Annotated in this window: 23 protein-coding genes and 1 pseudogene; 16 read left to right on the top strand and 8 right to left on the bottom strand. The window is 63.9% G+C overall.

Annotated elements, in window-relative coordinates:
- Window positions 1-26 precede the first annotated feature (26 nt).
- The 16 genes from ACUXVH_RS05630 (at window position 27) to ACUXVH_RS05555 (ending at window position 20,314) form a co-directional block, all read left to right on the top strand.
- Window positions 27-1,496, top strand: a complete 1,470-nt coding sequence (locus ACUXVH_RS05630; RefSeq protein WP_011058777.1) for a purine-cytosine permease family protein — start codon at window positions 27-29, stop codon at window positions 1,494-1,496.
- 75 nt (window positions 1,497-1,571) lie between these two features.
- Window positions 1,572-2,537, top strand: coding sequence for an ABC transporter substrate-binding protein (locus tag ACUXVH_RS05625; protein WP_011058778.1), 966 nt, complete (start codon window positions 1,572-1,574; stop codon window positions 2,535-2,537).
- Window positions 2,538-2,608: 71 nt separating this feature from the next.
- Window positions 2,609-3,460: an ABC transporter permease gene (locus ACUXVH_RS05620; RefSeq protein WP_011058779.1), complete on the top strand. Its 852-nt coding sequence runs from the start codon at window positions 2,609-2,611 to the stop codon at window positions 3,458-3,460.
- Window positions 3,457-4,287 (top strand): quaternary amine ABC transporter ATP-binding protein, encoded by an 831-nt coding sequence (locus ACUXVH_RS05615; RefSeq protein WP_011058780.1) that lies wholly within the window; start codon window positions 3,457-3,459, stop codon window positions 4,285-4,287. The genes ACUXVH_RS05620 and ACUXVH_RS05615 overlap by 4 nt, the downstream gene beginning before the upstream one ends.
- A gap of 80 nt (window positions 4,288-4,367) precedes the next feature.
- Window positions 4,368-5,891 (top strand): HAL/PAL/TAL family ammonia-lyase, encoded by a 1,524-nt coding sequence (locus ACUXVH_RS05610; RefSeq protein ID WP_011058781.1) that lies wholly within the window; start codon window positions 4,368-4,370, stop codon window positions 5,889-5,891.
- A gap of 117 nt (window positions 5,892-6,008) precedes the next feature.
- Window positions 6,009-7,547 (top strand): histidine ammonia-lyase, encoded by a 1,539-nt coding sequence (gene hutH / locus ACUXVH_RS05605; RefSeq protein ID WP_100255271.1) that lies wholly within the window; start codon window positions 6,009-6,011, stop codon window positions 7,545-7,547.
- 156 nt (window positions 7,548-7,703) lie between these two features.
- On the top strand, window positions 7,704-9,116 hold the full coding sequence (locus tag ACUXVH_RS05600; RefSeq protein ID WP_015633849.1) for an amino acid permease: 1,413 nt from the start codon (window positions 7,704-7,706) through the stop codon (window positions 9,114-9,116).
- 10 nt (window positions 9,117-9,126) lie between these two features.
- Entirely contained in the window at window positions 9,127-10,332 is a 1,206-nt protein-coding gene (gene hutI / locus ACUXVH_RS05595) for an imidazolonepropionase (protein WP_065364832.1), read from the top strand.
- A gap of 10 nt (window positions 10,333-10,342) precedes the next feature.
- The gene (gene hutG / locus ACUXVH_RS05590) at window positions 10,343-11,143 is read left to right on the top strand and encodes an N-formylglutamate deformylase (protein ID WP_401262804.1); all 801 of its coding nucleotides are present in this window, start codon (window positions 10,343-10,345) and stop codon (window positions 11,141-11,143) included.
- Window positions 11,144-11,344: 201 nt separating this feature from the next.
- Window positions 11,345-12,316, top strand: coding sequence for a prolyl aminopeptidase (pip, locus tag ACUXVH_RS05585; protein ID WP_445494165.1), 972 nt, complete (start codon window positions 11,345-11,347; stop codon window positions 12,314-12,316).
- Window positions 12,313-12,750: a D-aminoacyl-tRNA deacylase gene (gene dtd / locus ACUXVH_RS05580; RefSeq protein WP_015633852.1), complete on the top strand. Its 438-nt coding sequence runs from the start codon at window positions 12,313-12,315 to the stop codon at window positions 12,748-12,750. Before pip ends, dtd begins: the two co-directional genes overlap by 4 nt.
- A 339-nt stretch (window positions 12,751-13,089) precedes the next feature.
- Complete coding sequence (locus ACUXVH_RS05575; RefSeq protein WP_445494162.1) at window positions 13,090-14,859, top strand: glucan biosynthesis protein G; 1,770 nt, start codon at window positions 13,090-13,092, stop codon at window positions 14,857-14,859.
- Window positions 14,852-17,422, top strand: coding sequence for a glucans biosynthesis glucosyltransferase MdoH (mdoH, locus tag ACUXVH_RS05570; RefSeq protein WP_011058789.1), 2,571 nt, complete (start codon window positions 14,852-14,854; stop codon window positions 17,420-17,422). The genes ACUXVH_RS05575 and mdoH overlap by 8 nt, the downstream gene beginning before the upstream one ends.
- A gap of 259 nt (window positions 17,423-17,681) precedes the next feature.
- A complete protein-coding gene (locus ACUXVH_RS05565) occupies window positions 17,682-18,479 on the top strand; it encodes a transporter substrate-binding domain-containing protein (RefSeq protein WP_019095754.1) in 798 nt (265 codons plus the stop codon).
- Between the two features lie 145 nt (window positions 18,480-18,624).
- On the top strand, window positions 18,625-19,587 hold the full coding sequence (locus tag ACUXVH_RS05560) for an amino acid ABC transporter permease (protein ID WP_011058791.1): 963 nt from the start codon (window positions 18,625-18,627) through the stop codon (window positions 19,585-19,587).
- Window positions 19,580-20,314, top strand: a complete 735-nt coding sequence (locus ACUXVH_RS05555; protein ID WP_011058792.1) for an amino acid ABC transporter ATP-binding protein — start codon at window positions 19,580-19,582, stop codon at window positions 20,312-20,314. Before ACUXVH_RS05560 ends, ACUXVH_RS05555 begins: the two co-directional genes overlap by 8 nt.
- A gap of 49 nt (window positions 20,315-20,363) precedes the next feature.
- Here ACUXVH_RS05555 and ACUXVH_RS05550 read toward each other — a convergent pair whose 3' ends face one another.
- From ACUXVH_RS05550 to hisI, 8 genes and pseudogenes are all read right to left on the bottom strand, one after another.
- Window positions 20,364-21,077, bottom strand: a complete 714-nt coding sequence (locus ACUXVH_RS05550; RefSeq protein WP_370511284.1) for a methyl-accepting chemotaxis protein — start codon at window positions 21,075-21,077, stop codon at window positions 20,364-20,366.
- 141 nt (window positions 21,078-21,218) lie between these two features.
- A pseudogene (locus ACUXVH_RS05545) lies at window positions 21,219-22,280 on the bottom strand (methyl-accepting chemotaxis protein); the annotation flags it as partial.
- Between the two features lie 137 nt (window positions 22,281-22,417).
- Window positions 22,418-23,125: a 16S rRNA (uracil(1498)-N(3))-methyltransferase gene (locus ACUXVH_RS05540; protein WP_011058794.1), complete on the bottom strand. Its 708-nt coding sequence runs from the start codon at window positions 23,123-23,125 to the stop codon at window positions 22,418-22,420.
- Window positions 23,122-23,916 carry a twin-arginine translocase subunit TatC gene (tatC, locus tag ACUXVH_RS05535; protein WP_011058795.1) on the bottom strand — a complete coding sequence of 265 codons (795 nt, stop codon included), beginning with the start codon at window positions 23,914-23,916 and terminating at the stop codon, window positions 23,122-23,124. The genes ACUXVH_RS05540 and tatC overlap by 4 nt, the downstream gene beginning before the upstream one ends.
- Entirely contained in the window at window positions 23,913-24,371 is a 459-nt protein-coding gene (gene tatB / locus ACUXVH_RS05530) for a Sec-independent protein translocase protein TatB (RefSeq protein ID WP_011058796.1), read from the bottom strand. The genes tatC and tatB overlap by 4 nt, the downstream gene beginning before the upstream one ends.
- A gap of 10 nt (window positions 24,372-24,381) precedes the next feature.
- Entirely contained in the window at window positions 24,382-24,663 is a 282-nt protein-coding gene (locus tag ACUXVH_RS05525; protein ID WP_011058797.1) for a twin-arginine translocase TatA/TatE family subunit, read from the bottom strand.
- 25 nt (window positions 24,664-24,688) lie between these two features.
- Complete coding sequence (locus ACUXVH_RS05520) at window positions 24,689-25,021, bottom strand: phosphoribosyl-ATP diphosphatase (protein ID WP_011058798.1); 333 nt, start codon at window positions 25,019-25,021, stop codon at window positions 24,689-24,691.
- A 1-nt stretch (window position 25,022) separates the two neighbouring features.
- The gene (gene hisI / locus ACUXVH_RS05515; RefSeq protein WP_011058799.1) at window positions 25,023-25,415 is read right to left on the bottom strand and encodes a phosphoribosyl-AMP cyclohydrolase; all 393 of its coding nucleotides are present in this window, start codon (window positions 25,413-25,415) and stop codon (window positions 25,023-25,025) included.
- Window positions 25,416-25,454: the final 39 nt, after the last annotated feature.

Below are 25,454 nucleotides of genomic sequence, written 5' to 3'. Positions count from 1 at the left end.
CAGTGCCCACTAGAGGTTCGACGTCCATGGCTTTAGCGAATGATCGTGCAAGCAACAAACCGTTGATCGAAAGGCGTTCGATCGACTACATCCCGGAAGCGGAAAGACACGGTCGTCTCTTGAGTCAATTCACCCTGTGGTTGGGCGCCAACCTGCAGATCACCGCCATTGTCACCGGCGCCCTGGCAGTGGTCCTGGGCGGTGATGTGTTCTGGTCGCTGATCGGCTTGCTGGTCGGTCAGTTGCTGGGGGGCGGGGTCATGGCCCTGCATGCCGCCCAGGGCCCGCAACTGGGGCTGCCGCAGATGATCTCCAGCCGCGTGCAGTTCGGCGTGTACGGTGCGGTGATTCCCCTGGTGCTGGTGTGCCTGATGTACGTCGGCTTTTCCGCCAGCGGTTCGCTGCTGGCGGGGCAGGCGGTGGCGCAACTGCTGCACGTCGAAGACTGGGCCGGCATCCTGCTGTTCGCCGGCTCGATCATGGTCTTCACCATTTTCGGCTACCGGGTCATCCACGGCATCGGGCGGATCGCCAGCGTGCTTGGCGTGGTGGCCTTCATCTACCTGTTCTACAAGCTGCTGGCAGGCAACGACATCGCGGCCCTGCTCGGCAACAAGCATTTTTCCCTGGCCAGCTTCCTGCTGGCGGTATCGCTGTCGGCCTCCTGGCAGATCGCCTTCGGCCCTTATGTGGCGGACTACTCGCGCTACCTGCCGCGCAGCACCTCGGCGGCGAAAACCTTCTGGGCCGTAGGCCTGGGTTCGGTGATCGGGGCCCAGGCCGCGATGGTCTTCGGGGTCTTCGCGGCGGCCCTGGCCGGGTCCCAGTTCGCCCACCACGAGGTGTCGTTCATCGTCAGCCTCGGCGGTACCGGTATCGTCGCCGGCCTGCTGTATTTCGCCGTGGCCTTCGGCAAGGTCACGGTGACCACGCTGAATGCCTACGGCAGCTTCATGTCGATCGCCACCATCATCAGCGGCTTTCGCGGCAGCCGGCATATCGGCAGCGGTGTGCGCCTGTTCTACATCTTCATCATGGTCTCGCTTGCCGCCACCCTGGCACTGTTGGGCAAGGATTCGTTCCTCAAGGATTTCTCCGCCTTCATCCTGTTCCTGCTGGCGTTCTTCACGCCCTGGAGTGCGATCAACCTGGTGGATTTCTACTGCATTACCAAGGAGCGCTATGACATCCCCGCGCTGTCCAATCCGGACGGTCGCTACGGTCGCTGGAATGTCATGGGCATCAGTATCTATGTGTTCGGCGTGCTGATTCAGATGCCGTTCATTTCCACCCACTTCTACACCGGCCCCCTGGTGGCGAGCCTCGGAGATACCGACATCTCCTGGATCATCGGCCTGGTGGTGCCCGCGGCGTTGTACTACGCCTGTGCGAAGAAGTGGCATGGCGCGGTGCCCGAGCACCTGATCCTGCCAGTAGAGCAGGGCGCGCCCACCGAACAAAAAACGAGTGGGACCACCCGCGCTGCAGCGGTATGAGTCTTGATTGGACGTGGACAGGGCTGGATGCCTCTTAACTGCCGTAAGCCAACTCATGATTAGGAGCGTCACACAATGAAAATGCATAAGACCCTGCTGACCACGTTGCTGTCCATGGGCCTGCTGGCCGCTTCCGGCGCCCAGGCCGCGGGCTGGTGCGAGTCGGGCAAGGCGGTGAAGTTCGCCGGCCTGAACTGGGAAAGCGGCATGTTGCTGACCGACGTGCTGCAGCTGGTCCTGGAGAAGGGCTACGGCTGCAAGACCGACAGCCTGCCGGGCAACTCCATCACCATGGAAAACGCTCTGGGCAGCAATGACATCCAGATCTTCGCCGAAGAGTGGGTGGGCCGCAGCGAGGTGTGGAACAAGGCCGAGAAGGCCGGCAAGGTGGTGGGCGTCGGCGCGCCGGTGGTGGGTGCTGTCGAAGGCTGGTACGTCCCGCGCTACGTGATCGAAGGCGACGCCAAGCGCAAGCTCGAAGCCAAGGCCCCGGACCTGAAGAACATTGCCGACCTGGGCAAGTACGCCAGCGTGTTCAAGGACCCGGAAGAACCGAGCAAGGGGCGTTTCTACAACTGCCCGGCGGGCTGGACCTGCGAGCTGGACAACAGCGAGATGCTCAAGAGCTACGGCCTGGAAAGCAGCTACACCAACTTCCGCCCGGGCACCGGCCCGGCCCTGGATGCGGCGGTACTGTCGAGCTACAAGCGCGGCGAGCCGATCCTCTTCTACTACTGGTCGCCGACCCCGCTGATGGGCCAGGTGGACCTGGTCAAGCTCGATGAGAAACCTGGCGTCGACAAGAGCGTGAGCATCAAGGTCGGCTTGTCCAGAGTCTTCCACGACGAGGCCCCGGAGCTGGTGGCGGTACTGGAAAAGGTCAACCTGCCGATCGACCTGCTCAACCAGAATCTGGCGCGCATGAGCCGCGAGCGCATCGAGTCGCCGAAACTGGCGAAACTCTTTCTCAAGGAACATCCTGAAGTCTGGCACCCATGGGTCAGTGAAGAGGCCGCCGGGAAAATCGACGCGGCCCTGTAGCCCGGGCTTTTCCGGCGGCTCCAAGGGCCGTCGGGAACCGGACAGCAACCTCCTTTGAGCGAGAGTTTCCTATGTTTCCAGAAAGCTTCACGTTTTCCATCGCCGATTGGGTCAACGGCTGGGTCGACGCCCTGGTGACCCATTATGGCGATGTGTTCCGGCACATTTCCGACACCCTGCTGTGGGCCATCGTCAACCTCGAAGGCCTGCTGCGCATGGCGCCCTGGTGGCTGATGCTGGCGATTGTCGGCGGTATCGCCTGGCACGCCACCCGCAAGCTGCTGACCACCGCGGTGATCGTCGGCCTGCTGTTCCTGGTGGGCGCGGTGGGGCTGTGGGACAAGCTGATGCAGACCCTGGCGCTGATGCTGGTGGCCACCCTGATCTCGGTGCTGATCGGCATCCCCCTGGGGATCCTCTCGGCCCGCAGCAACCGCCTGCGCTCAGTGCTGATGCCGCTCTTGGACATCATGCAGACCATGCCCAGCTTCGTGTACCTGATCCCGGTGCTGATGCTGTTCGGCCTGGGCAAGGTGCCGGCGATCTTCGCTACGGTGATCTACGCCGCGCCGCCCTTGATCCGCCTCACCGACCTGGGGATCCGCCAGGTGGACGGCGAGGTGATGGAGGCGATCAACGCCTTCGGCGCCAACCGCTGGCAGCAGCTGTTCGGTGTGCAACTGCCCCTGGCCCTGCCGAGCATCATGGCCGGGATCAACCAGACCACGATGATGGCCCTGTCGATGGTGGTGATCGCCTCGATGATCGGTGCCCGTGGCCTGGGCGAGGATGTGCTGGTGGGGATCCAGACCCTCAACGTCGGGCGCGGCCTGGAAGCGGGGCTGGCGATCGTGATTCTGGCGGTGGTGATCGACCGCATTACCCAGGCCTACGGTCGTCCGCGCCATGAGGTGAGCAAATGAGCAGCGCTGCCATCAGCAAGATCGAAGTGAGGAACGTCTTCAAGATTTTCGGCAGTCGCCCTGCCGATGCCCTGGCGATGATCCGCCAAGGCAAGGGCAAGGACCAGGTGCTGGCCGAGACCGGCTGTGTGGTCGGGGTCAACGACCTGTCCCTGAGCATCGGCACCGGCGAGATCTTCGTCATCATGGGCCTGTCCGGCTCTGGCAAGTCGACCCTGGTGCGCCACTTCAACCGCCTGATCGACCCCACCAGCGGCGCGATCCTGGTGGACGGCGAGGACATCCTGCAATACGACATGGAGGCCCTGCGCCAGTTTCGCCGGCACAAGATCAGCATGGTGTTCCAGAGCTTCGGCCTGCTGCCCCACCGCAACGTGCAGGACAATGTTGCCTACGGCCTCAAGGTGCGCGGCGAGAGCAAGGCACTGTGTGCCGAGCGTGCCTTGCACTGGATCAACACCGTGGGCCTCAAGGGCTACGAGAACAAGTACCCGCACCAGCTGTCCGGCGGCATGCGCCAGCGGGTCGGCCTGGCCCGGGCCCTGGCGGCGGACACCGACATCATTCTCATGGACGAGGCCTTCAGCGCCCTCGACCCGCTGATCCGCGCAGAAATGCAGGACCAGTTGCTGGAGCTGCAGAAGACGCTGCACAAGACCATCGTCTTCATCACCCATGACCTGGACGAGGCCGTGCGCATCGGCAACCGCATCGCGATCCTCAAGGACGGCCGCCTGATCCAGGTGGGCACGCCCAGGGAGATCCTGCATTCACCGGCGGATGAGTACGTCGACCGTTTCGTCCAGCGTCGTGCCGCGACGGTGTAGTTCAACAGCCCACAAGCCCCGGGCCCGTAGGAGCTGGCTTGCCAGCGAAGAGGCCCCCGGATTTCACCACGAGGTTAACGATGTTCCAGGCTGAAAAGATCGTAATCGCCGACGCCCCCCTGGGTTGGCAGGATGTTGTCGCCGTCGCCCGCCACGGTGCTGAGCTCGAACTCTCGGAGCAGGCCTGGGCGCGGATCGACAATGCCCAGGCCATCGTGCGCAAAGTGGTGGACAGCGGCGAGCGCGCCTATGGCATCAGCACCGGCCTTGGGGCCTTGTGCAATGTGTTGCTGGCCGGCGAGCAGCTCAGCCAGCTGTCGCGCAATACCCTGCTCAGCCATGCCTGCGGAGTTGGCCCGGTGCTGGCCGACGAACAGACCCGGGCGATCATCTGTGCGGCCATCATCAACTACAGCCACGGCAAGTCCGGGATCCACCGGCAGGTGGTCCAGGCGCTGCTGGCGCTGCTCAATCGCGGGATCACCCCGCAGGTGCCGTCGCAGGGTTCGGTGGGCTACCTGACCCACATGGCCCATATCGGCGTGGCGCTGCTCGGCGTCGGTCAGGTCAGCTATCGCGGGCACATCGTCAGCGCCGAGCAGGCCCTGGCCGAGGAGGGGCTGCAAGCGGTGCAACTGGGGGCCAAGGATGGTCTGTGTCTGGTCAACGGCACGCCGTGCATGACCGGCCTCGGTTGCCTGGCCCTGGCCGATGCCAGCCGCCTGTTGCAGTGGGCCGACGTGATCGGCGCCATGAGCTTCGAGGCCCTGCGCGGCCAGATCGCCGCCTTTGATGCCGAGATCATCGCCCTCAAGGCGCACCCCGGCATGCAAGTGGTGGGCAGCAACCTGCGGGCCTTGCTCGACCGCAGCGAGGTGATCGCTTCCAGCAAGGGCATCCGTACCCAGGACGCCCTGAGCATTCGCTCGATTCCCCAGGTGCACGGTGCTGCCCGGGATCAACTGGCCCACGCGGCCAGGCAGGTGGAAACCGAGCTCAATGCCGCCACCGACAATCCGTTGCTGCTGGGCACCCCGGACAACTATCGGGTGGTGTCCCAGGCCAACCCCCACGGCCAATCGGTGGCCCTGGCGGCGGACGTGCTGGCGATTGCCATGGCCGAGATAGGCTCCATCGCCGAGCGCCGCCTGGACCGCCTGATCAACCCCCATGTCAGTGGCCTGCCGGCGTTCCTGGTGGCCGAGCCCGGGGTCAACTCCGGGATGATGATCGTGCAGTACGTGGCGGCCTCGCTGTGCGCGCAGAACCGCCAGCTGGCACAGCCGGCGGTGCTCGACAACTTCGTCACCTCGGGCCTGCAGGAAGACCACCTGAGCCTGGGCACCAACGCCGCCCTGAAGCTGCTGCAGGTGCTGGAAAACTGCACCCAGATCCTCGCCATCGAGTACCTGCTGGCGGCCCAGGCATTCGAATTTCTCAAGGAGCAGCGCTTCGGCACCGGCACCGGCATTGCCTGGTGCCTGCTGCGCGAGCGGGTTCCGGCCTACGACCAGGACCGCTGGCTGGCCCCGGATATCGCCAGCGTGGCGGCCTTGCTCAAGGACCCGCGATTGCTCAACAAACGCTTTTCCAAGGTGCAATAAAACGGATTTCCCCATCGCCAGCGTGCCAAGGCGCCACCTGCTCAAGCTGCGGGTGGCGACGGACAACGGAAGCTTCCGGAGCGACTGGCTAGTTATTACAAAACTCTCAAAAGGAGCATGAATGTGACTGCGCTAAACCTGATTCCCGGCCAACTGACCCTGGCCCAACTGCGGGCCATCTATCAGCAGCCGCTGACCCTGACCCTGGATGGCAGCGCCTCGGCGCAGATCGACGCCAGCGTCGCCTGTGTCGAGCAGATCCTCGCCGAGAATCGTACTGCCTATGGCATCAACACCGGTTTTGGCCTGCTGGCCTCGACCCGCATTGCCAGCGCCGACCTGGAAAACCTCCAGCGCTCGCTGGTGCTGTCCCACGCCGCCGGTGTTGGCGAGCCTATCAGCGATGACCTGGTACGCCTGATCATGGTGCTCAAGGTCAACAGCCTGAGCCGTGGCTTCTCCGGGATCCGCCGCCAGGTGATCGACGCCTTGATCGCCCTGATCAACGCCGAGGTCTACCCGCACATCCCGCTCAAGGGCTCGGTGGGTGCTTCCGGCGACCTGGCGCCTTTGGCCCACATGTCCCTGGTGCTGCTGGGCGAGGGCAAGGCGCGCTACAAGGGGCAGTGGCTGGAAGCGACAGCGGCCCTGGAAGTGGCCGGCCTCAAGCCGTTGACCCTGGCCGCCAAGGAAGGCCTGGCGCTGCTCAACGGCACCCAGGTTTCCACCGCATACGCCTTGCGCGGTCTGTTCGAGGGCGAAGACCTGTTCGCCGGCGCCCTGGTGTGCGGCGGCCTGACCGTGGAAGCGGTGCTGGGTTCGCGCTCGCCATTCGACCCGCGGATTCACGCCGCTCGTGGTCAGCGCGGGCAGATCGATACCGCCGCGGCCTATCGCGCGTTGCTGGGGGACAGCACCGAGGTATCCGCGTCGCACAAGAATTGCGACAAGGTCCAGGACCCGTATTCCCTGCGTTGCCAGCCACAAGTGATGGGCGCCTGCCTGACCCAGTTGCGCCAGGCTGCCGAAGTGCTGGTGGTGGAAGCCAACGCCGTGTCGGACAACCCGCTGGTGTTCGCCGCCGAAGGTGACGTGATTTCCGGTGGCAACTTCCACGCCGAGCCGGTGGCCATGGCCGCCGACAACATGGCCCTGGCCATCGCCGAGATCGCCTCCCTGAGCGAACGGCGGATCTCGCTGATGATGGACAAGCACATGTCCCAGCTGCCGCCGTTCCTGGTGGCCAATGGCGGGGTCAACTCCGGCTTCATGATCGCCCAGGTCACCGCCGCGGCCCTGGCCAGCGAGAACAAGGCCCTGGCCCACCCGCACTCGGTGGACAGCATCCCTACCTCTGCCAACCAGGAAGACCACGTCTCCATGGCCCCGGCCGCCGGCAAGCGCTTGTGGGAAATGGCCGAGAACACCCGTGGTGTCCTGGCTGTGGAATGGCTGGCGGCCTGCCAGGGGCTGGACCTGCGCGAAGGCCTGAAAACCTCGCCGACCCTGGAAAAGGCCCGTGCCACCTTGCGCGAGAAAGTGGCGTACTACGAGAAGGACCGCTTCTTTGCACCGGACATCAACGCCGCCGGTGAGTTGCTGGCTTCGCGTTGCCTGAACGGGCTGCTGCCAGCCCGGTTGTTGCCGAGCCTGTAATGCACGCCGGGCCGCCAGGCAGCTTCGCGCTCGGCGTGGAGCTGCGGCCCGTGCTGGTTGGCTTTACCTGCAAGACAGGCGCGGAGCGTCTGCTTCCTCCGCCCCGCACCCCTGCGCGGGGCGGACTTGTCCGATAACAATAAAAGGGACGATGACATGCAATCGCAAGACAGTGGACTACGCCGAGGGCTGACAGCCCGCCATATACGCTTCATGGCCTTGGGGTCGGCCATCGGTACAGGATTGTTCTACGGTTCGGCCTCGGCCATCCAGATGGCCGGGCCCGCCGTGTTGCTGGCCTACCTGATCGGTGGCGCGGCGGTTTTCATGGTGATGCGCGCCCTCGGGGAGATGGCCGTGCACAACCCGGTGTCCGGTTCGTTCGGGCATTACGCCAGCCAGTACCTGGGGCCGTTGCCGGGCTTCATCCTGGGGTGGACCTACGCCTTCGAGATGTTGATCGTGTGCCTGGCGGACGTGACTGCCTTCGGCATCTACATGGGCTTCTGGTTTCCCGAAGTGGCGCGCTGGATCTGGGTGCTGGGCATCGTGCTGTTCATCGGTGGCCTGAACCTGTGCAACGTCAAGGTGTTCGGCGAGATGGAGTTCTGGCTGTCGCTGCTCAAGGTCGGGGCGATCGTCGCGATGATCCTGGGGGGCTTGGGCATCATGCTCTTCGGTATCAGCAGCGCCGCGCAGGACCAGGCCACTGGCGCCGCCAACCTCTGGGCCCACGGCGGCTTCATGCCCAATGGCATCAGTGGGGTGATCGCCTCGTTTGCCGTGGTGATGTTTGCCTTTGGCGGCATCGAGATCATCGGGGTCACTGCGGGCGAGGCCCAGGATCCGAAGCGGGTCATTCCCAAGGCGATCAATGCCGTGCCGCTGCGTATCCTGCTGTTCTACGTGCTGACCCTGTTCGTGCTGATGTCGATTTTCCCCTGGCCACAGATCGGTACCCAGGGCAGCCCGTTCGTGCAGATCTTTGACAGCCTGGGCATCAGCTCGGCCGCCACTATCCTCAATATCGTGGTGATTTCGGCGGCGGTATCGGCCATCAACAGCGACATCTTCGGCGCCGGCCGGATGATGTATGGCCTGGCCCGGCAAGGGCAGGCGCCCAAGGGCTTTGCCCAGGTGTCCAAGCACGGGGTGCCGTGGATGACCGTGGTGGTGATGGCCGTGACTCTGTTGATCGGGGTGGTGCTGAACTACCTGATCCCGGAAAACATCTTCCTGCTGATCGCTTCCCTGGCCACGTTCGCCACGGTCTGGGTGTGGCTGATGATTCTCCTGACTCACGTGGCCATGCGCCGTTCGATGACCGCCGAGCAGGTGGCCCAGTTGCAGTTCAAGGTGCCATTCTGGCCTTGGGCCCCGGCGGCGGCCATTGCCTTCATGCTGTTCATCTTCGGCGTGCTGGGCTATTTCCCGAAAACCCAGGGAGCGCTGATCGTCGGCGTAGTGTGGATCGCTCTACTGATCGTGGCCTATATGCTGTGGGTCAAGCCCATGGCGGGGCAGGCCCAGGCGATCATGAGTGACGCTCCTTTACCTACTGACCATTAATGGAGGTTGGATGAAAACTCTTTGGCAACACTGCAACGTCGCCAGCATGGCCTCGGGTGTTTACTCGATCATCGAGGATGCGGCCATGGTGACGTCAGGGGCGCACATCGAGTGGATCGGCCGGCGCTCGGAGGCGCCGGCCGGCGACTACGCCCAGGTCAATGACCTGGCTGGAGCCTGGGTAACCCCGGGCTTTATCGATTGCCACACCCACACGGTATTTGGCGGCAACCGCAGTGGTGAGTTCGAGCAGCGCCTGCAAGGGGTGAGCTATGCCGAGATCGCCGCTGCCGGCGGTGGTATCGCCAGTACCGTACGGGCTACTCGGGCCGCCACCGAGGAGGAACTGTTCAGCAGCGCCCGCAAGCGTCTGCTGAGCCTGTTGCGCGATGGCGTGACCAGCGTCGAGATCAAGTCCGGCTACGGCCTGGACCTGGCCAGCGAGCGCAAGATCCTGCGGGTGATCCGTCGCCTGGGCGAAGAGTTGCCGGTCAGCGTGCGCAGCACCTGCCTGGCGGCCCACGCCCTGCCGCCGGAATACGCCGAGCGCAGCGATGCCTACATTGAGCATATCTGCAGCGAGATGCTCCCGGCCCTCGCGGCCGAGGGGCTGGTGGACGCGGTGGATGCCTTCTGTGAATACCTGGCGTTCTCCCCGGAGCAGGTGGAGCGGGTGTTCATTGTCGCGCAACAGCTCGGCCTGCCGGTCAAGCTGCACGCCGAGCAACTGTCGTCGCTGCATGGTTCGAGCCTGGCGGCCCGCTACCATGCGCTGTCCGCCGATCACCTGGAGTTCATGACCGAGGAGGATGCAATAGCCATGGCGGCGTCCGGGACCGTGGCGGTGTTGCTGCCGGGGGCCTTCTATTTCCTCCGGGAAACCCAGCTGCCGCCAATGGAAGCCCTGCGCAAGCACGGGGTGAAGATCGCCGTGGCCAGCGACCTCAATCCCGGTACGTCACCGGCGTTGTCGCTGCGGCTGATGCTGAACATGGCCTGTACCTGTTTCCGTATGACCCCCGAGGAGGCCCTGGCCGGGGTTACCCTGCATGCGGCCCAGGCCCTGGGCATGGAAAAGACCCATGGTTCGCTGGAGGTGGGCAAGGTGGCGGACTTCGTCGCCTGGCAGATCGATCGTCCTGCCGACCTGGCTTACTGGCTGGGCGGCGATCTGGAAAAGCGCGTCGTGCGACACGGCGTTGAAGTGACTGTGTAGGAGAAGGGTTGTGGATAAGGTTCTGAATTTCAAACAAGGCCGGGTGCCGCTGCTGATCAGCATGCCCCACGCCGGTACGCGCCTGACCCCGGCGGTGGCGGCCGGGCTGGTGCCCCAGGCGCAGAGCCTGCCGGACACCGACTGGCACATTCCACGGCTGTACCAGTTCGCCCAGGAGCTGGGGGCCAGTACCCTGGCGGCCGAATATTCGCGTTTTGTCATCGACCTGAACCGCCCGTCCGATGACAAGCCCCTGTACGTGGGGGCCACCACGGGCCTGTACCCGGCCACCCTGTTCGACGGCGAGCCCTTGTTCGTCGAAGGTCAGGCGCCGTCCAGTGAGGAGCGCGAGCAGTACCTGCACGAGGTGTGGGGGCCTTACCACCGCACCCTCCAGGAAGAGCTGGCGCGGCTCAAGGCCGAATTCGGCTATGCCCTGCTGTTCGATGCCCACTCCATCCGCTCGCTGATCCCGCACCTGTTCGAAGGCAAGCTGCCGGACTTCAACCTCGGCACTTTCAATGGCGCCAGCTGCGATCCGCAACTGGCCAGCCGGCTGGAGGCGATCTGCGCCGGCCACGGCGACTACACCCATGTGCTCAACGGGCGCTTCAAGGGCGGGCATATCACCCGCCACTACGGCAACCCGGACGAGCATATCCATGCCGTGCAACTGGAGCTGGCACAGAGCGCCTACATGGAAGAGTTCGAACCGTTCCGCTATCGCGAGGACCTGGCAGCACCGACCCAGGTGGTGCTCAAGGAATTGCTCCAGGGGCTGCTGGCCTGGGGGCAGGAACGTTACGCCTGACAGCAAGCGCTCCTACAGCGGGTACACGCCTTTGTGTAGGAGCGCGCTTGCTCGCGAAGCGCCTTCGACCCCCGCGCAAAACCTGAAACAACCCTGTTTTCTCCAAGGACATGCTCATTGCGTAATTCGGGTTTATGATGCCGGACGGCAGAATAAATGTAGTCCCCGCCAGGGATGAACCCGACCTCCACGGAGCGCGTAATGCAGACTTTGTACCCGCAGATCAAACCCTATGCCCGGCACGATCTGGCCGTCGACGAGCCGCACGTGCTGTATGTCGACGAAAGTGGTTCACCGGAAGGTTTGCCGGTGGTGTTCATTCATGGCGGGCCGGGGGCGGGCTGCGATGGGGCCAGCCGCTGCTACTTCGACCCTAATCTGTATCGCATCGTCACGTTCGACCAGCGCGGTTGCGGGCGTTCCACCCCCCACGCCAGCCTGGAAAACAACACCACCTGGGACCTGGTGGCGGACCTTGAGCGCATTCGCCAGCACCTGGGCATCGACAAGTGGGTGCTGTTTGGCGGCTCCTGGGGTTCGACCCTGGCCCTGGCCTATGCCCAGACCCACCCGGAGCGCGTGCTCGGCCTGATCGTGCGGGGCATCTTCCTTGCCCGGCCCCAGGAGATCCAGTGGTACTACCAGTGTGGCGCCAGCCGCCTGTTCCCCGACTACTGGCAGGACTATGTGGCGCCGATTCCCCTGGAAGAGCGGCATGACCTGGTCAGCGCCTTCCACAAGCGCCTGACCGGCACCGACCAGATCGCCCAGATGCATGCGGCCAAGGCCTGGTCGGGCTGGGAAGGGCGCACCGCGACCCTGCGCCCCAACCCGTTGGTGGTGGACCGTTTCTCCGAGCCGCAGCGGGCGCTGTCGATTGCCCGGATCGAATGCCATTACTTCACCAACAACGCCTTCCTCGAACCTGGCCAGCTGATCCGCGACATGGGCAAGATCGCCCATCTGCCCGGGGTCATCGTCCATGGCCGCTACGATGTGATCTGCCCGCTGGACAACGCCTGGGAGCTGCATCAGGCCTGGCCCAACAGCGAGCTGCAGGTGATCCGCGACGCTGGCCACGCCGCCTCCGAGCCGGGTATCACCGATGCTCTGGTACGCGCCACCGACCAGATGGCGCGCCGTCTGCTCGACCTGCCGCCCGAAGAAGCATGAAGGGCCTGTTGCAGCGCGTGCGTGGCGCGCGGGTGGAAGTCGCCGGGGAAATAGTCGGCGCGGTGGACCAGGGATTGCTGGTACTGGTGGCGGTGGAGCCCGAGGACACCCGGGCCAGTGCCGACAAACTCCTGCATAAGCTGCTTAACTATCGGGTGTTCAGTGATGCCGAGGGCAAGATGAACCTGTCCCTGGCGGATGTGCAGGGCGGCTTGCTGCTGGTGTCGCAATTCACCCTGGCGGCGGACACCAAGAGCGGGCTGCGCCCGAGCTTTTCCACAGCCGCGCCGCCGGCCCTTGGCGAAGAGCTTTTTGACTACCTGGTAGTGAAGGCGCAACAGTTGCATGGCAAAGTGGCATCAGGGCGTTTTGGCGCGGACATGCAGGTGCACCTGGTCAATGATGGCCCGGTAACCTTCCTGTTACAGACCTGAAAACGCCTGAAACAGCTTTTTCCACCGATTTGGGCCGGAAACTGCTGTTTTTCGCGATAAATACTTTGTTACCCCTGATGCGTTGTAACGCGGGCTACTAGATAATCGCGCGCTACGGGGATCAGCGTTCGTTGGTCCATTTTGACTTAAGTAGAGACTTGTCCACGGCCGTTTGGGGAATCATTTAGCCCCATCGGAGTCGGAACAATGCTCGCCAACCTGGCATATAGATAGCTGGCCGTTGGTTTTTTGATCTGTTTTCGGCGAGGGTTGCTCGTGATTGTTAGTCCCTGTAATGCACCAAACTTGTTTGCCAAACGGTTACGAAACGCACTGGTGATGGGCTCTGCGCTGGTCTGCCTGCTCGGCGCCGGTCAACTCATGGCATTCAATCTGGATGATGTATCGGTCAAGGCCAAGGACCTGGCCGGGCAGAAGTACGAGGCCCCGCGCAGTAACCTGCCGAACGAGTTCCGTGAGATGAAGTTCGCGGATTACCAAAAAATCCGCTTCCTCACCGAAAAAGCCGAATGGGCCGACCAGAAGACCCCGTTCAAGCTGTCGTTCTACCACCAGGGCATGCACTTCGACACGCCGGTGAAGATCAACGAGATCAGCGCCAACACCGTTACCGAGATCAAGTACGACCCGAACCGTTTCGATTTCGGCGACGTGAAGTTCGATCCCAAGGCCACCGAGAAGCTCGGCTACGCCGGTTTCCGCGTTCTGTACCCGATCAACAAGGCTGACAAGCAAGACGAGATCATGACCATGCTCGGCGCGAGCTATTTCCGCGTCGTTGGCAAGGGCCATACCTATGGCCTGTCCGCCCGGGGCCTGGCAATCGACACCGCCCTGCCATCCGGCGAGGAATTCCCGCGTTTCAGCGAGTTCTGGATCCAGCAGCCCAAGGCTACCGACAAGCACCTGGTGATCTACGCCCTGCTGGATTCGCCACGGGCCACCGGCGCCTATCGCCTGACCCTGCGGCCGGGCGCCGACACCATTGTCGACGTCAAGGCCCGGGTGTTCCTGCGTGACAAGGTCGGCAAGCTGGGCCTGGCCCCGCTGACCAGCATGTACCTGTTCGGCGCCAACCAGCCGTCGAAGGTCCTCAACTACCGTCGCGAACTGCACGACTCCAGCGGCCTGTCGATCCACGCCGGCAATGGCGAATGGATCTGGCGCCCGCTGAACAACCCGAAACATCTGGCCGTGAGCAACTTCTCGGTGGAGAACCCGCGTGGTTTCGGCCTGCTCCAGCGTGGCCGCGACTTCAGCCACTATGAAGACCTCGACGACCGCTACGACAAGCGCCCAAGCGCCTGGATCGAGCCCAAGGGCGACTGGGGCAAGGGCACCGTCGACCTGGTAGAGATCCCGACCGCGGACGAAACCAACGACAACATCGTGGCGTTCTGGAACCCGGAAAAGCAGCCTGAGCCAGGCCAGCCGCTGGATTTCGCCTATCGCCTGCACTGGACCATCGACGAAGCCGCCCTGCATTCCCCTGACAGCGCCTGGGTACAGCAGACCCTGCGCTCCACCGGTGACGTCAAGCAGTCCAACCTGATCCGTCAGCCCGACGGCAGCGTGGCCTACCTGGTGGACTTCGAAGGCCCGTCCCTGGCGGCATTGCCGGAAAACGCCGACGTTCGCAGCCAGGTCAGCGTGGGTGACAACGCCGAGCTGGTGGAAAACAGCGTTCGCTACAACCCGGAAACCAAGGGCTGGCGCCTGACCCTGCGGATGAAGATCAAGGACGCGAGCAAGTCCACCGAGATGCGTGCCGCTCTGGTCCGCGACATTGCGCAGCCCGAGCCGGCCAAGGCCTCGACGCCGAACTCCAACTCCTCCATCGCCAAGGCCGACAAGATCGCCGCCAAGCAGCAGGAGAAGAAAGAGAAGGAAGCCGCAGCGGCAGCCGCCAAGCAGGCGCAAGCCCAGCCGGGCAAAGAGGCTAAAGACGCCAAGAACGCCAAGGACAAGGACCACAAAGACGCCAAGCAGCCTGCTGCTGCGGACGCGGCCCCAGCCACACCGGAACCGGTTAAAACGGAGCAAGTCCTGACCGAGACCTGGAGCTATCAGTTGCCTGCCGATGAGTAACTCTCAACTACAGCCAGAGTCTCTTGCCGAGTACCTGGCGCATTTGCCGATGTCGGACCAGCAGCGCGCGGAACTCGCGGGCTGCCAGTCCTTCAGCGAATTGCACCAACGCCTGTCGTCCAGCACCTTCGATGGCCCCACCGATGCCGCCCAGGCCTCGGTGGGCCAGCGCCTGACCCTGAGCACCGCCGCTGAGCTGGAAGAAGCGGAAATGCTCGCGGTGGACGCCGAGGGCCGGGTCTGCCTCAAGGCCACGCCGCCGATCCGCCGCACCAAGGTGGTCCCGGAGCCGTGGCGCACCAATATTCTGGTGCGCGGCTGGCGGCGCCTGACCGGGCGTACCAACCCGCCAGCGCCGAAGAAGGACGAACGGGTACTGCCGGCCGCTCGCTGGCGTACCGTCGGTTCTATCCGCCGCTACATCCTGCTGGTGCTGATGCTCGGCCAGACCATCGTCGCCGGCTGGTACATGAAAGGCATCATGCCGTACCAGGGCTGGTCCTTCGTCGACCTGGAAGAGGTCATGCACCAGCCGCTGATGCAGACCGCCCAGCAAGTGCTGCCCTATGCCCTGCAGACCAGCATCCTGATTCTGTTCGGGATCCTGTTCTGCTGGGTCTCGGCAGGTTTCTGGACCGCGCTGATGGGCTTCCTGGAACTGCTGACCGGCCACGACAAGTACCGCATCTCTGGGGCCAGCGCCGGCAACGAGCCGATTCCCAAGGATGCGCGCACCGCACTGGTGATGCCGATCTGCAACGAAGACGTGCCCCGGGTGTTTGCCGGCCTGCGCGCGACCTTCGAGTCGGTGGCGGCCACCGGTGACCTGGACCGTTTCGACTTCTTCGTCCTCAGCGACAGCAACGACAGCGATATCTGCGTGGCCGAGCAGCAGGCCTGGCTGGATGTCTGCCGCGAAGCCAAGGGCTTCGGCAAGATCTTCTATCGCCGCCGTCGCCGCCGAGTGAAACGCAAGAGCGGCAACCTCGACGACTTCTGCCGTCGTTGGGGCGGTGACTACAAGTACATGGTCGTGCTCGACGCTGACAGCGTCATGAGCGGCGAATGCCTGACCAGCCTGGTACGCCTGATGGAAGCCACGCCGGACGCGGGGATCATCCAGACCGCGCCACGGGCCTCGGGCATGGACACCCTGTATGCGCGCATGCAGCAGTTCGCCACCCGGGTCTACGGCCCGCTGTTCACCGCCGGCCTGCACTTCTGGCAGTTGGGGGAATCCCACTACTGGGGGCACAACGCGATCATCCGCATGCAGCCGTTCATCGAGCACTGTGCCCTGGCGCCGTTGCCGGGCAAGGGTGCCTTCGCCGGTGCGATCCTCTCCCACGACTTCGTCGAAGCCGCGCTGATGCGCCGTGCCGGCTGGGGCGTGTGGATTGCCTACGACCTGCCGGGCAGCTACGAAGAGCTGCCGCCGAACCTGCTGGACGAACTCAAGCGTGACCGGCGCTGGTGCCACGGCAACCTGATGAACTTCCGCCTGTTCCTGGTCAAGGGCATGCACCCGGTGCACCGCGCGGTGTTCCTCACCGGGGTGATGTCCTACCTGTCGGCGCCGCTGTGGTTCTTCTTCCTGGTGCTGTCCACGGCCCTGCTGGCGGTCAACACCCTGATGGAGCCGCAGTACTTCCTCGAGCCGCGGCAGCTGTATCCGCTGTGGCCGCAGTGGCATCCGGACAAGGCCATCGCGCTGTTCTCCACCACCATCGTGCTGCTGTTCCTGCCCAAGCTCTTGAGCATCATCCTGATCTGGGCCAAGGGTGCGAAAGAGTTCGGTGGCAAGTTCAAGGTGACCCTGTCGATGCTCCTGGAGATGCTGTTCTCCATGCTGCTGGCGCCGGTGCGGATGATTTTCCACACCCGTTTCGTACTGGCCGCGTTCCTGGGCTGGGCCGCGACCTGGAACTCGCCACAGCGTGACGACGACTCCACGCCGTGGAGCGAAGCGGTCAAGCGCCACGGTCCGCAGACCCTGCTGGGCTTCTGCTGGGCGCTGCTGGTGATCTGGTTGAACCCGAGCTTCCTCTGGTGGCTGGTACCGATCGTCGGTTCGTTGATGCTGTCGATCCCGGTGTCGGTGATCTCCAGCCGCGTGGGCCTGGGCCTGAAGTCCCGTGACGAAAGCCTGTTCCTGATCCCCGAGGAATACGCTCCGCCACAGGCGCTGCTGGCAACCGACCAGTACACCCATGAAAACCGCTGGCATGCGCTCAACGACGGCTTTGTCCGGGCCGTGGTGGATCCGCAGCAGAACGCCCTGGCCTGTGCCCTGGCGACCTCGCGCCACACCCAGGCCGAGCCCATCGAGTGGCTGCGCCAGGAGCGTGTACGGCATGCTCTGAAAGTCGGCCCGGCGGCCCTGAACAACAGCGAGCGGCTGGCGCTGTTGAGCGACCCGGTAGCCCTGGGACGCCTGCACGAGCAGGTCTGGAGCGAGGGGCACAGCGAATGGCTGAGCGCCTGGCGCCAGTCGGTGGATGCCGATCCCCATGCACCGCTGCTGCCGTTGCAGCCGCTGAACGCGGCGCCGCAACCGGCCTGAAGCCAACGCCCTTGAGCTCTTGCTCAAGGGCGTTTTGCTTTATGGCGCCAATGGCCGCCTACGCCTTGCCGGAGGCTGTGGCAGCGGCCACCGGTCGCTCCCCCTGAAACAACAAAAATCCTTGTGCAAATGGCCGAGTGCGTTAGCATCGCACCCGCAAATTTCTGCGCGCAATCGACAACGGCCTGCCATTCGAAGCACTCAAGCAGATGATCGCCGTGCGCAGACACCACAATAAAATGGCTTCAGGGGACTTGAGATGAAGAAGTATCTTTCGCTGCTGCTGGCGGGTGCCGCGGCCCTGCTGGCGGTCAACACGGCCCAGGCCGGCGCTATCGACGACGCGGTCAAGCGCGGCACGCTGAAAGTCGGCATGGACCCGACCTACATGCCGTTCGAAATGACCAACAAGCGTGGCGAAATCATCGGTTTCGAAGTCGACCTGCTCAAGGCCATGGCCAAGTCCATGGGGGTCAAGCTGGAGATGGTTTCCACTGGCTACGACGGCATCATCCCGGCCCTGCTGACCGACAAGTTCGACATGATCGGCAGCGGCATGACCCTGACCCAGGAACGCAACCTGCGCCTGAACTTCAGCGAACCCTTCATCGTGGTCGGCCAGACCCTGCTGATCCGCAAGGACCTGGAAGGCACCATCAAGTCCTACAAGGACCTGAACAGCGCCGACTACCGCATCACCTCCAAGCTGGGCACCACCGGTGAGATGGTCGCCAAGAAGCTGATCGCCAAGGCCAAGTACCACGGCTACGACAACGAGCAGGAAGCGGTGCTGGACGTGGTCAACGGCAAGGCCGACGCCTTCATCTACGACGCTCCGTACAACGTGGTGGCCGTCAACAAAGTGGGCAATGGCAAGCTGGTATTCCTCGACAAGCCGTTCACCTACGAGCCCCTGGCCTTCGGTTTGAAGAAGGGCGATTACGACAGCATCAACTTCATCAACAACTTCCTGCACCAGATCCACGAAGACGGCACCTACGATCGCATCCATGACAAGTGGTTCAAGAGCACCGAGTGGCTCAAGGACATGGAATAGGTGTCAGGCAACTGACTTCTGGTTGATCGCGAGCAAGCTCGCTCCTACAGGACGCATAGCGTTTTTGTAGGAGCGAGCCTGCTCGCGACGATGCCTACCCGGGCTCTGCCGAACCTCCCCGCTGCAAACCGCTGGAACCTGCAAAGTGAACAAACACAAGAAAGCCCAATGGCCCTGGCACGTGCTGACCGTGCTGGTGCTGATCGGTCTGGCTGGCGCGCTGTACTACGCCACCTCGTTGATGTCCTACGAGTGGCGCTGGAACCGTGTCCCCCAGTACTTCGCCTATCAGGCCGAAGAGTCCCAGCGGGCGGCGGAAATCTCCACCGTCGCCGAGGTGGTGCGCCAGGGCGGCAAGGCACAAGTCACGCTGCGCGGTGACTCGGGTGCCGAGCAGCATCTGAGCGTCGATGAAAGCAGCTTGCAGGTGGCTAGCGGCGATGACGTGGCCGAAGGCGATGTCATCGGCGTGACCCGGCACTGGGCCGCGGGCCCGCTGTTGTGGGGCCTGTGGACCACCTTGTGGCTGTCGGTGGTGTCCGGCGTGCTGGGGCTGCTGATCGGCCTGGGTACCGGCCTGTGCCGGTTGTCCAGCAACCCGACCCTGCGCGACCTGTCGACGATCTATGTCGAACTGGTGCGGGGCACGCCGCTGCTGGTGCAGATCTTCATCTTCTATTTCTTTATTGGCACGGTGCTCAATCTGTCCCGGGAGTTCGCCGGGATCGCCGCGTTGTCGCTGTTTACCGGGGCCTATGTGGCGGAAATCGTTCGCGCCGGGGTGCAGTCCATCGCCCGCGGGCAGAACGAAGCCGCGCGCTCCCTGGGGCTCAGCGCGGGCCAGTCGATGCGCCATGTGGTGCTGCCCCAGGCCTTCAAGCGGGTGCTGCCGCCGCTGGCCGGGCAGTTCATCAGCCTGGTCAAGGACACCTCCCTGGTGTCGGTGATCGCCATTACCGAACTGCTCAAGAGCGGCCGGGAAGTCATCACCACGTCGTTCTCGCCATTCGAGATCCTGTTCTGCGTGGCAGGCCTGTATTTGTTGATCAACCTGCCGCTGTCGAAGATGGCCAGCCGGCTTGAGCGGAGGCTCGCGCAAAGTGATTGAAGTCCGCGATCTGGTAAAAGTCTTCGACACCCGCGGCCAGGTGGTGCGCGCGGTGGATAACGTCACCACCCAGGTGGCCAAGGGCGAGGTGCTGGTGGTGATCGGCCCGTCCGGCTCCGGCAAGTCGACCTTCCTGCGTTGCCTCAATGGCCTTGAAGAGTTCGATTCCGGCTCGGTGAGCATCGACGGCCTGCAATTGGCCGACCCGAGGACCGATGTGAACGCCTACCGCCGGGAAGTCGGCATGGTGTTCCAGCACTTCAACCTGTTCCCGCACATGACCGTGCTGGAAAACCTCTGCCTGGCGCAGAAGGTGGTACGCAAGCGCGGCAAGCAGGAGCGCGAGGCCAAGGCCCTGGCGTTGCTGGAAAAGGTCGGGATCGCCCAGAAGGCCCACGAGTTTCCTTCGCGGCTTTCCGGTGGCCAGCAGCAGCGTGTGGCCATCGCCCGGGCCCTGGCCATGGAACCCAAGGTGATGCTGTTCGACGAGCCGACCTCGGCCCTGGACCCGGAAATGGTCGGCGAGGTGCTGGATGTGATGAAGACCCTGGCCCTGGAAGGCATGACCATGGTCTGCGTGACCCACGAGATGGGCTTTGCCCGGGAAGTGGCGGATCGGGTGCTGTTCTTCGATCACGGCAAATTGCTGGAAGACGCGGCGCCGCAGGTGTTCTTCGACGCGCCGCAAGACCCGCGGGCCCAGGCTTTCCTGCGCCAGGTGCTGTAAGGCCGGCTCCTGCATTTCCCGGTAGGAGCCGGCTTGCCGGCGAAGCGGCTCAGACCCGGAAACGCCCCACCAGGCTTTGCAGGTGAATCCCCAGCCGCGCCAGCTCGGCGCTGGACGCGGCGGTTTCCTCGCTGGCCGATGACGTCTGTTCAGACACATCCCGCACATTCAACACGCTGCGGTTGATCTCTTCCGCCACCGCGCTCTGCTGCTCTGCTGCCGCGGCGATCTGCTGGTTCATCGCCTGGATCGCCGACACGGTACGGGTGATGTTTTCCAGGGAACCACCAGCCCGGCGTGTCAGCTCGACACTGCTGTCGGTCAGGCTGCGGCTGGTATCCAGGGTACTGGCCACCTGCTGGGTGCCGCTTTGCAGGCCAACGATGAGTTCAGCGATTTCTTCGGTGGATTGCTGGGTACGTTGCGCCAGGCTGCGGACTTCATCCGCCACCACGGCAAAACCCCGCCCGGCTTCACCGGCCCGGGCGGCCTCGATGGCGGCGTTCAGGGCCAGCAGGTTGGTCTGCTGGGCCACCGACTTGATCACATCCAGGACGCTGCCGATCTTGTCGCTTTCCTGCTTGAGATGGCCCATGGCCTCGGTGGAATGGCCCACCTCGCTGGCCAGGCGCTCGATCTGGGCGATGGCTTCGTTCACCACCCGGTCACCCTCGCGGGCCTGCTGGTCGGCCGCCACAGCGGCCTCTGAGGCCTCCTCGGCGTTGCGCGCCACTTCCTGCACGGTGGCGGCCATTTCGTTCATGGCCGTGGCCACCTGGTCGGTTTCGACTTTCTGGCTGTTGACCCCGGCGCTGGTCTGCTCGGTCACCGCGGACAGTTGCTCGGCGGCGCTGGCGATCTGGGTCACCCCGTCGCTGATGCCGCCGATCAGTTCCCGCAGGCTCACCGTCATGCGCTGCATGGCTTTCTGCAGTTGGCCCAGTTCGTCGCGGCGCTCCACGGCGAGGTTCTGGCTCAGGTCCCCGGAAGCCACGCGCTCGGCGGCCTTGAGGGTCTGCTGCAGCGGCTGGGTGATCTGCCGGGTGATGGCCCAGGCGGCGATCAGGCCGAACAGCATGGCCAGCAAGGTGGCGATCAGCAGGGTGCTCTTGGCCTGCGCGGCGTCGCTGTCACGCTTGGTGGTCTGGGCCACGGTCAGCTGCTTGCTCAGGTCCATCAGCCGGTCGCCCTGGGCGGCCATGCGCTTGAGCGCAGCCGCGCTGGCTTCTTCGGCGTCGCTGTAGGCGCTGACGGCCATCCGGTAGGCCTTCAGCGAGTCGCTGGCTTGTTGCAGGTTGGCAACGTGCTGCTCGGGCAGGCGTGAAGGCAGGCTGGTGAGGTTGTTCAGGGCGTTGTCGATGGCGTCCAGCGCCGGCTGCTTGGCCTCGGGCTTGGCGCTGTAGGTGTAGCCGCGTACCTGGAAGCGTGCCTGCTGGATCAGCTTGGACAGGTCGATCACGCTATTGAACTGCGCCACGCTGTCGCCTTGCAGCAGTGAGTTCTCAACCTCCGCGACCCGGGCCACGGCATTGTCCGCGGTGGCGCCAAGCTGGGACCTCGCGGCCTCGCGGTTGGCGGTGGCGCGAGTCATGTCGGCAAAGGCTTTCTGGTATTCGGCCACGGCGTCCAGTTGCTGGTCGACCATGGTGATGCTTTCCGGTTGCTGCAGTTGCGCGCGAGCGTCCTGCAGGCCGTCGTTGAGTTGCTTGAGGAAGTCGTTGACCGCGGCCGGGCCGTGTTCACCGCGGCTCATCTCGTAGTTGAGGCGGGCGATGCGCAGGTCCTTGGTCAGGGCGTAGATAACGGAAATATTGCCCAGTTTGTCGCCCCGGTCGATCACCCGGCCCAGGCCGGTCCAGCCGGTGGCGGTGATCAGCAGGGTGAGGAGCAGTACCAGGCCGAAGCCGATACCCAGCTTGAGGCTGACGCTTACGTTTCCCAGGTTTCTGGCTAGCCAACGGTACATTCTGCGAACTCCCTTTTAGCAATGTGCGCTTAACCATAGGCTATCGGCGGGAGTGGGGGATTCTGTAGCTTGACTGGCTAGTTGCCATTACGACCGTGAGGTCCGGCTGGCCACTTGGCCAGCACGCACATGGGGGCTCAGAACAGGCGCGAAAGCAGTGCGGTGACCGCGGTTTCGACCCGCAGGATGCGTTCGCCCAGTTGCACCGGTTGCAGGCCGGCCTTGCCCAGAAGATCGATCTCGTAGGGAATCCAGCCGCCTTCCGGGCCAATGGCCAGGGTGACGGCCTGGTCCAGCCCGCGAGGGCAGGGCGGATATGGGCCAGGGTGGCCCACCAGCCCCAGGGTGCCAGCGCTGAGGGCCGGCAGGCGGTCTTCGACGAAGGGCTTGAAGCGTTTTTCGATCAGGACGTCGGGCAGCACGGTGTCACGGGCCTGTTCCAGGCCGAGCACCAGGTGTTCGCGAATCGTTTCGGGCTCCAGGAACGGGGTCTGCCAGAAGCTCTTTTCTACCCGGTAGCTGTTCACCAGCACCAGCCGCGGCACGCCCATGGTCGCTATGGTCTGGAACACCCGGCGAAGCATTTTCGGGCGCGGCAGGGCCAGCACCAGGGTCAACGGCAGCTTGGCCGGTGGCGGCTGATCGAGGGTCACTTGCAGTTCGGCTTCAGCAGGCTCCAGGCGCAGTACCTGGGCACTGCCCATCAAGCCGCCAATGCGCCCGACCCGCAGGCTGTCGCCGACCGCCACCCGATGCACGTCCTGCATGTGGGTCAGGCGTCGGTCGCGCAGCACTACCCGGTCGGCCGCAATGAAGTCGGCCTCTTCCAGAAGCAGCAGGTTCACGCTTGAGTCGCTGGCGGCTGGTCGTTGTGGTCGTCGGCCGGTTCATCGTCCGGGTGCTCGCCACGTTTGCTGATCAGCCCGCCGAACAGCACGCCGATCTCGAACAGCAGCCACATGGGCACGGCCAGCAGGGTCTGGGAGAAAATGTCCGGCGGGGTGAGGATCATGCCCACCACGAAGCAGCCGATGATCACGTAAGGGCGGATCTTGCGCAGGTACGCCACGTTGACCACGCCTATCCACACCAGCAGGACCACGGCCACCGGGATCTCGAAGGCCACGCCGAAGGCGAAGAACAGGGTCATGACGAAATCGAGGTAGCTGGTGATATCGGTCATCATCTCCACGCCGGCCGGGGTGGCGGCGGCGAAGAACTTGAAGATCAGCGGGAACACCAGGAAGTAGGCGAACGCCATGCCGATGTAGAACAGCAGGATGCTCGACACCAGCAAGGGCACGGCAATGCGCTTTTCATGCTTGTACAGGCCGGGTGCGATAAAGCCCCAGATCTGGTGCAGGATCACCGGGATCGCCAGGAACAGCGAGACCATCATGGTCAGCTTCAGCGGCGTGAGGAACGGCGAGGCGACGTCGGTGGCGATCATCGTCGCGCCGACCGGCAGGTACTGGCGCAGCGGTGTGGAGACGATGGTGTAGATCTGCTGGGTGAAGGCGAACAGCCCGGCGAAGATGATGAAGATCGCCGCTACGCAGCGCAGCAGGCGGGTGCGCAGCTCGGTGAGGTGCGACACCAGCGGCATGTGTTGGTCGTTCTCTGGGATATCGCTCATGGTGCTCGCGGCGGCAAGGTGGAGTCGTGGGGGGCCGTGGTGGCGGGTGTTGCCACTGGGGCTGCGGGCTCTGCGGTCGGTGCCGGTGCTGGTGTCGATGGCAGAGGCGCGGGCACTTCGCTGGCTGGCGGCGCTTCGGCGACCGTAGCGGCGCCTGGCGCGTGAATCGTCTGCTCGGCCACAGGCTCTACCGGAGTCGGTTGCTGCTGGGTCGGGGCGAGGATTTTCCGCGCTTCCTGCTCCAGGGACAGAATGTGCTCGTTGTGCAGTTGCCGGCGGATCTCGTCGGCACCGATTTCACGTTCAACTTCCTGTTTTATCGCGTTGAAGCTGCGCTTGAGGCGCCCGACCCACAGGCCGGCGGTGCGCGCAGCGCCGGGCAGGCGCTCGGGGCCGAGCACCAGCAGGGCCACCAGGCCCACCAGCAGCAGTTCAGAGAAGCTGATACCAAACATTAGTCAGTGCTCACGAGTCTTTGCGGGTCGGCTCTTCGACTTTCTGCGCCTGCACGTCGATGGTGTGCGGCTGGTTCAACGGCGCGCTCTGCTGCGGCTGAACCGGTGGCACAGGCTGCGCCGCTGGCGGGACCACGGGTTCGGCAGGCTTTTCGTCGTCATTCATGGCCTTGCGAAAGCCCTTGATCGACTCGCCGACGTCGGTGCCCAGGTTCTTGAGCTTCTTGGTGCCGAATACCAGTACCACGACCACCAGGATGACGATCCAGTGTTTCCAGTCAAAAATGCCCATGCTGCGTTTCCTCTTAGAAAGTTGTTCAGGCGGACGGACGCGAGGCTTTCTCGGCGTGTCCGGACAAACCGAAGCGGCGGTCCAGCTCATCGAGCACGGCCTGGGGATGCTGCCCCAGCTGCGCCAGCATGACCAGGGTGTGGAACCACAGGTCCGCGGTTTCGTAGATCACATCGCTGCAGTCGCCGCTGATGGCGGCGTCCTTGGCGGCGATGATGGTTTCCACCGATTCTTCGCCGACTTTTTCCAGAATCTTGTTCAGGCCCTTGTGGTACAGGCTGGCGACGTAGGAGCTGTCGGCTGCGGCGTCTTTACGCTCTTCCAGCACCTGGGCCAGACGGGTGAGGGTATCGCTCATGTCAGTGTCCTGCAGAATAGATCGCGTGCGGGTCCTTGAGGACCGGTTCGACGGTTTTCCACTCGCCATCTTCATAGACGCGGTAGAAACAGCTGTGGCGGCCGGTATGGCAGGCGATGTCGCCGATCTGCTCAACCATCAGGATGATCACATCGGCGTCGCAGTCCAGGCGCATTTCATGAAGCTTCTGCACGTGCCCGGATTCTTCGCCCTTGCGCCACAGCTTGCCACGGGAACGTGACCAGTAGATGGCGCGATTCTCGGCAGCGGTCAGGCTCAGGGCCTCGCGGTTCATCCAGGCCATCATCAGTACGCGCCCGGTCTTGTGATCCTGGGCGATGGCCGGCACCAGGCCGTCCGCATCCCATTTGATCTGGTCCAGCCAATCTTTCATTTTCGACTCCGACAACCGGGCTCAACCCGCTGGTGACGC

Source organism: Pseudomonas sp. 8(2025) (assembly GCF_052665325.1).
This window is presented reverse-complemented; position numbering and strand designations above follow the sequence as displayed.

Coding starts and splice junctions, on each gene's coding strand:
- ACUXVH_RS05630 (WP_011058777.1), top strand. CDS start 27: ATGGCTTTAGCGAATGATCGTGCAAGCAACAAACCGTTGATCGAAAGG.
- ACUXVH_RS05625 (WP_011058778.1), top strand. CDS start 1,572: ATGAAAATGCATAAGACCCTGCTGACCACGTTGCTGTCCATGGGCCTG.
- ACUXVH_RS05620 (WP_011058779.1), top strand. CDS start 2,609: ATGTTTCCAGAAAGCTTCACGTTTTCCATCGCCGATTGGGTCAACGGC.
- ACUXVH_RS05615 (WP_011058780.1), top strand. CDS start 3,457: ATGAGCAGCGCTGCCATCAGCAAGATCGAAGTGAGGAACGTCTTCAAG.
- ACUXVH_RS05610 (WP_011058781.1), top strand. CDS start 4,368: ATGTTCCAGGCTGAAAAGATCGTAATCGCCGACGCCCCCCTGGGTTGG.
- hutH (WP_100255271.1), top strand. CDS start 6,009: ATGAATGTGACTGCGCTAAACCTGATTCCCGGCCAACTGACCCTGGCC.
- ACUXVH_RS05600 (WP_015633849.1), top strand. CDS start 7,704: ATGCAATCGCAAGACAGTGGACTACGCCGAGGGCTGACAGCCCGCCAT.
- hutI (WP_065364832.1), top strand. CDS start 9,127: ATGAAAACTCTTTGGCAACACTGCAACGTCGCCAGCATGGCCTCGGGT.
- pip (WP_445494165.1), top strand. CDS start 11,345: ATGCAGACTTTGTACCCGCAGATCAAACCCTATGCCCGGCACGATCTG.
- dtd (WP_015633852.1), top strand. CDS start 12,313: ATGAAGGGCCTGTTGCAGCGCGTGCGTGGCGCGCGGGTGGAAGTCGCC.
- ACUXVH_RS05575 (WP_445494162.1), top strand. CDS start 13,090: ATGGGCTCTGCGCTGGTCTGCCTGCTCGGCGCCGGTCAACTCATGGCA.
- mdoH (WP_011058789.1), top strand. CDS start 14,852: ATGAGTAACTCTCAACTACAGCCAGAGTCTCTTGCCGAGTACCTGGCG.
- ACUXVH_RS05565 (WP_019095754.1), top strand. CDS start 17,682: ATGAAGAAGTATCTTTCGCTGCTGCTGGCGGGTGCCGCGGCCCTGCTG.
- ACUXVH_RS05550 (WP_370511284.1), bottom strand. CDS start 21,077: ATGAACGAAATGGCCGCCACCGTGCAGGAAGTGGCGCGCAACGCCGAG.
- tatC (WP_011058795.1), bottom strand. CDS start 23,916: ATGAGCGATATCCCAGAGAACGACCAACACATGCCGCTGGTGTCGCAC.
- tatB (WP_011058796.1), bottom strand. CDS start 24,371: ATGTTTGGTATCAGCTTCTCTGAACTGCTGCTGGTGGGCCTGGTGGCC.
- ACUXVH_RS05525 (WP_011058797.1), bottom strand. CDS start 24,663: ATGGGCATTTTTGACTGGAAACACTGGATCGTCATCCTGGTGGTCGTG.
- ACUXVH_RS05520 (WP_011058798.1), bottom strand. CDS start 25,021: ATGAGCGATACCCTCACCCGTCTGGCCCAGGTGCTGGAAGAGCGTAAA.
- hisI (WP_011058799.1), bottom strand. CDS start 25,415: ATGAAAGATTGGCTGGACCAGATCAAATGGGATGCGGACGGCCTGGTG.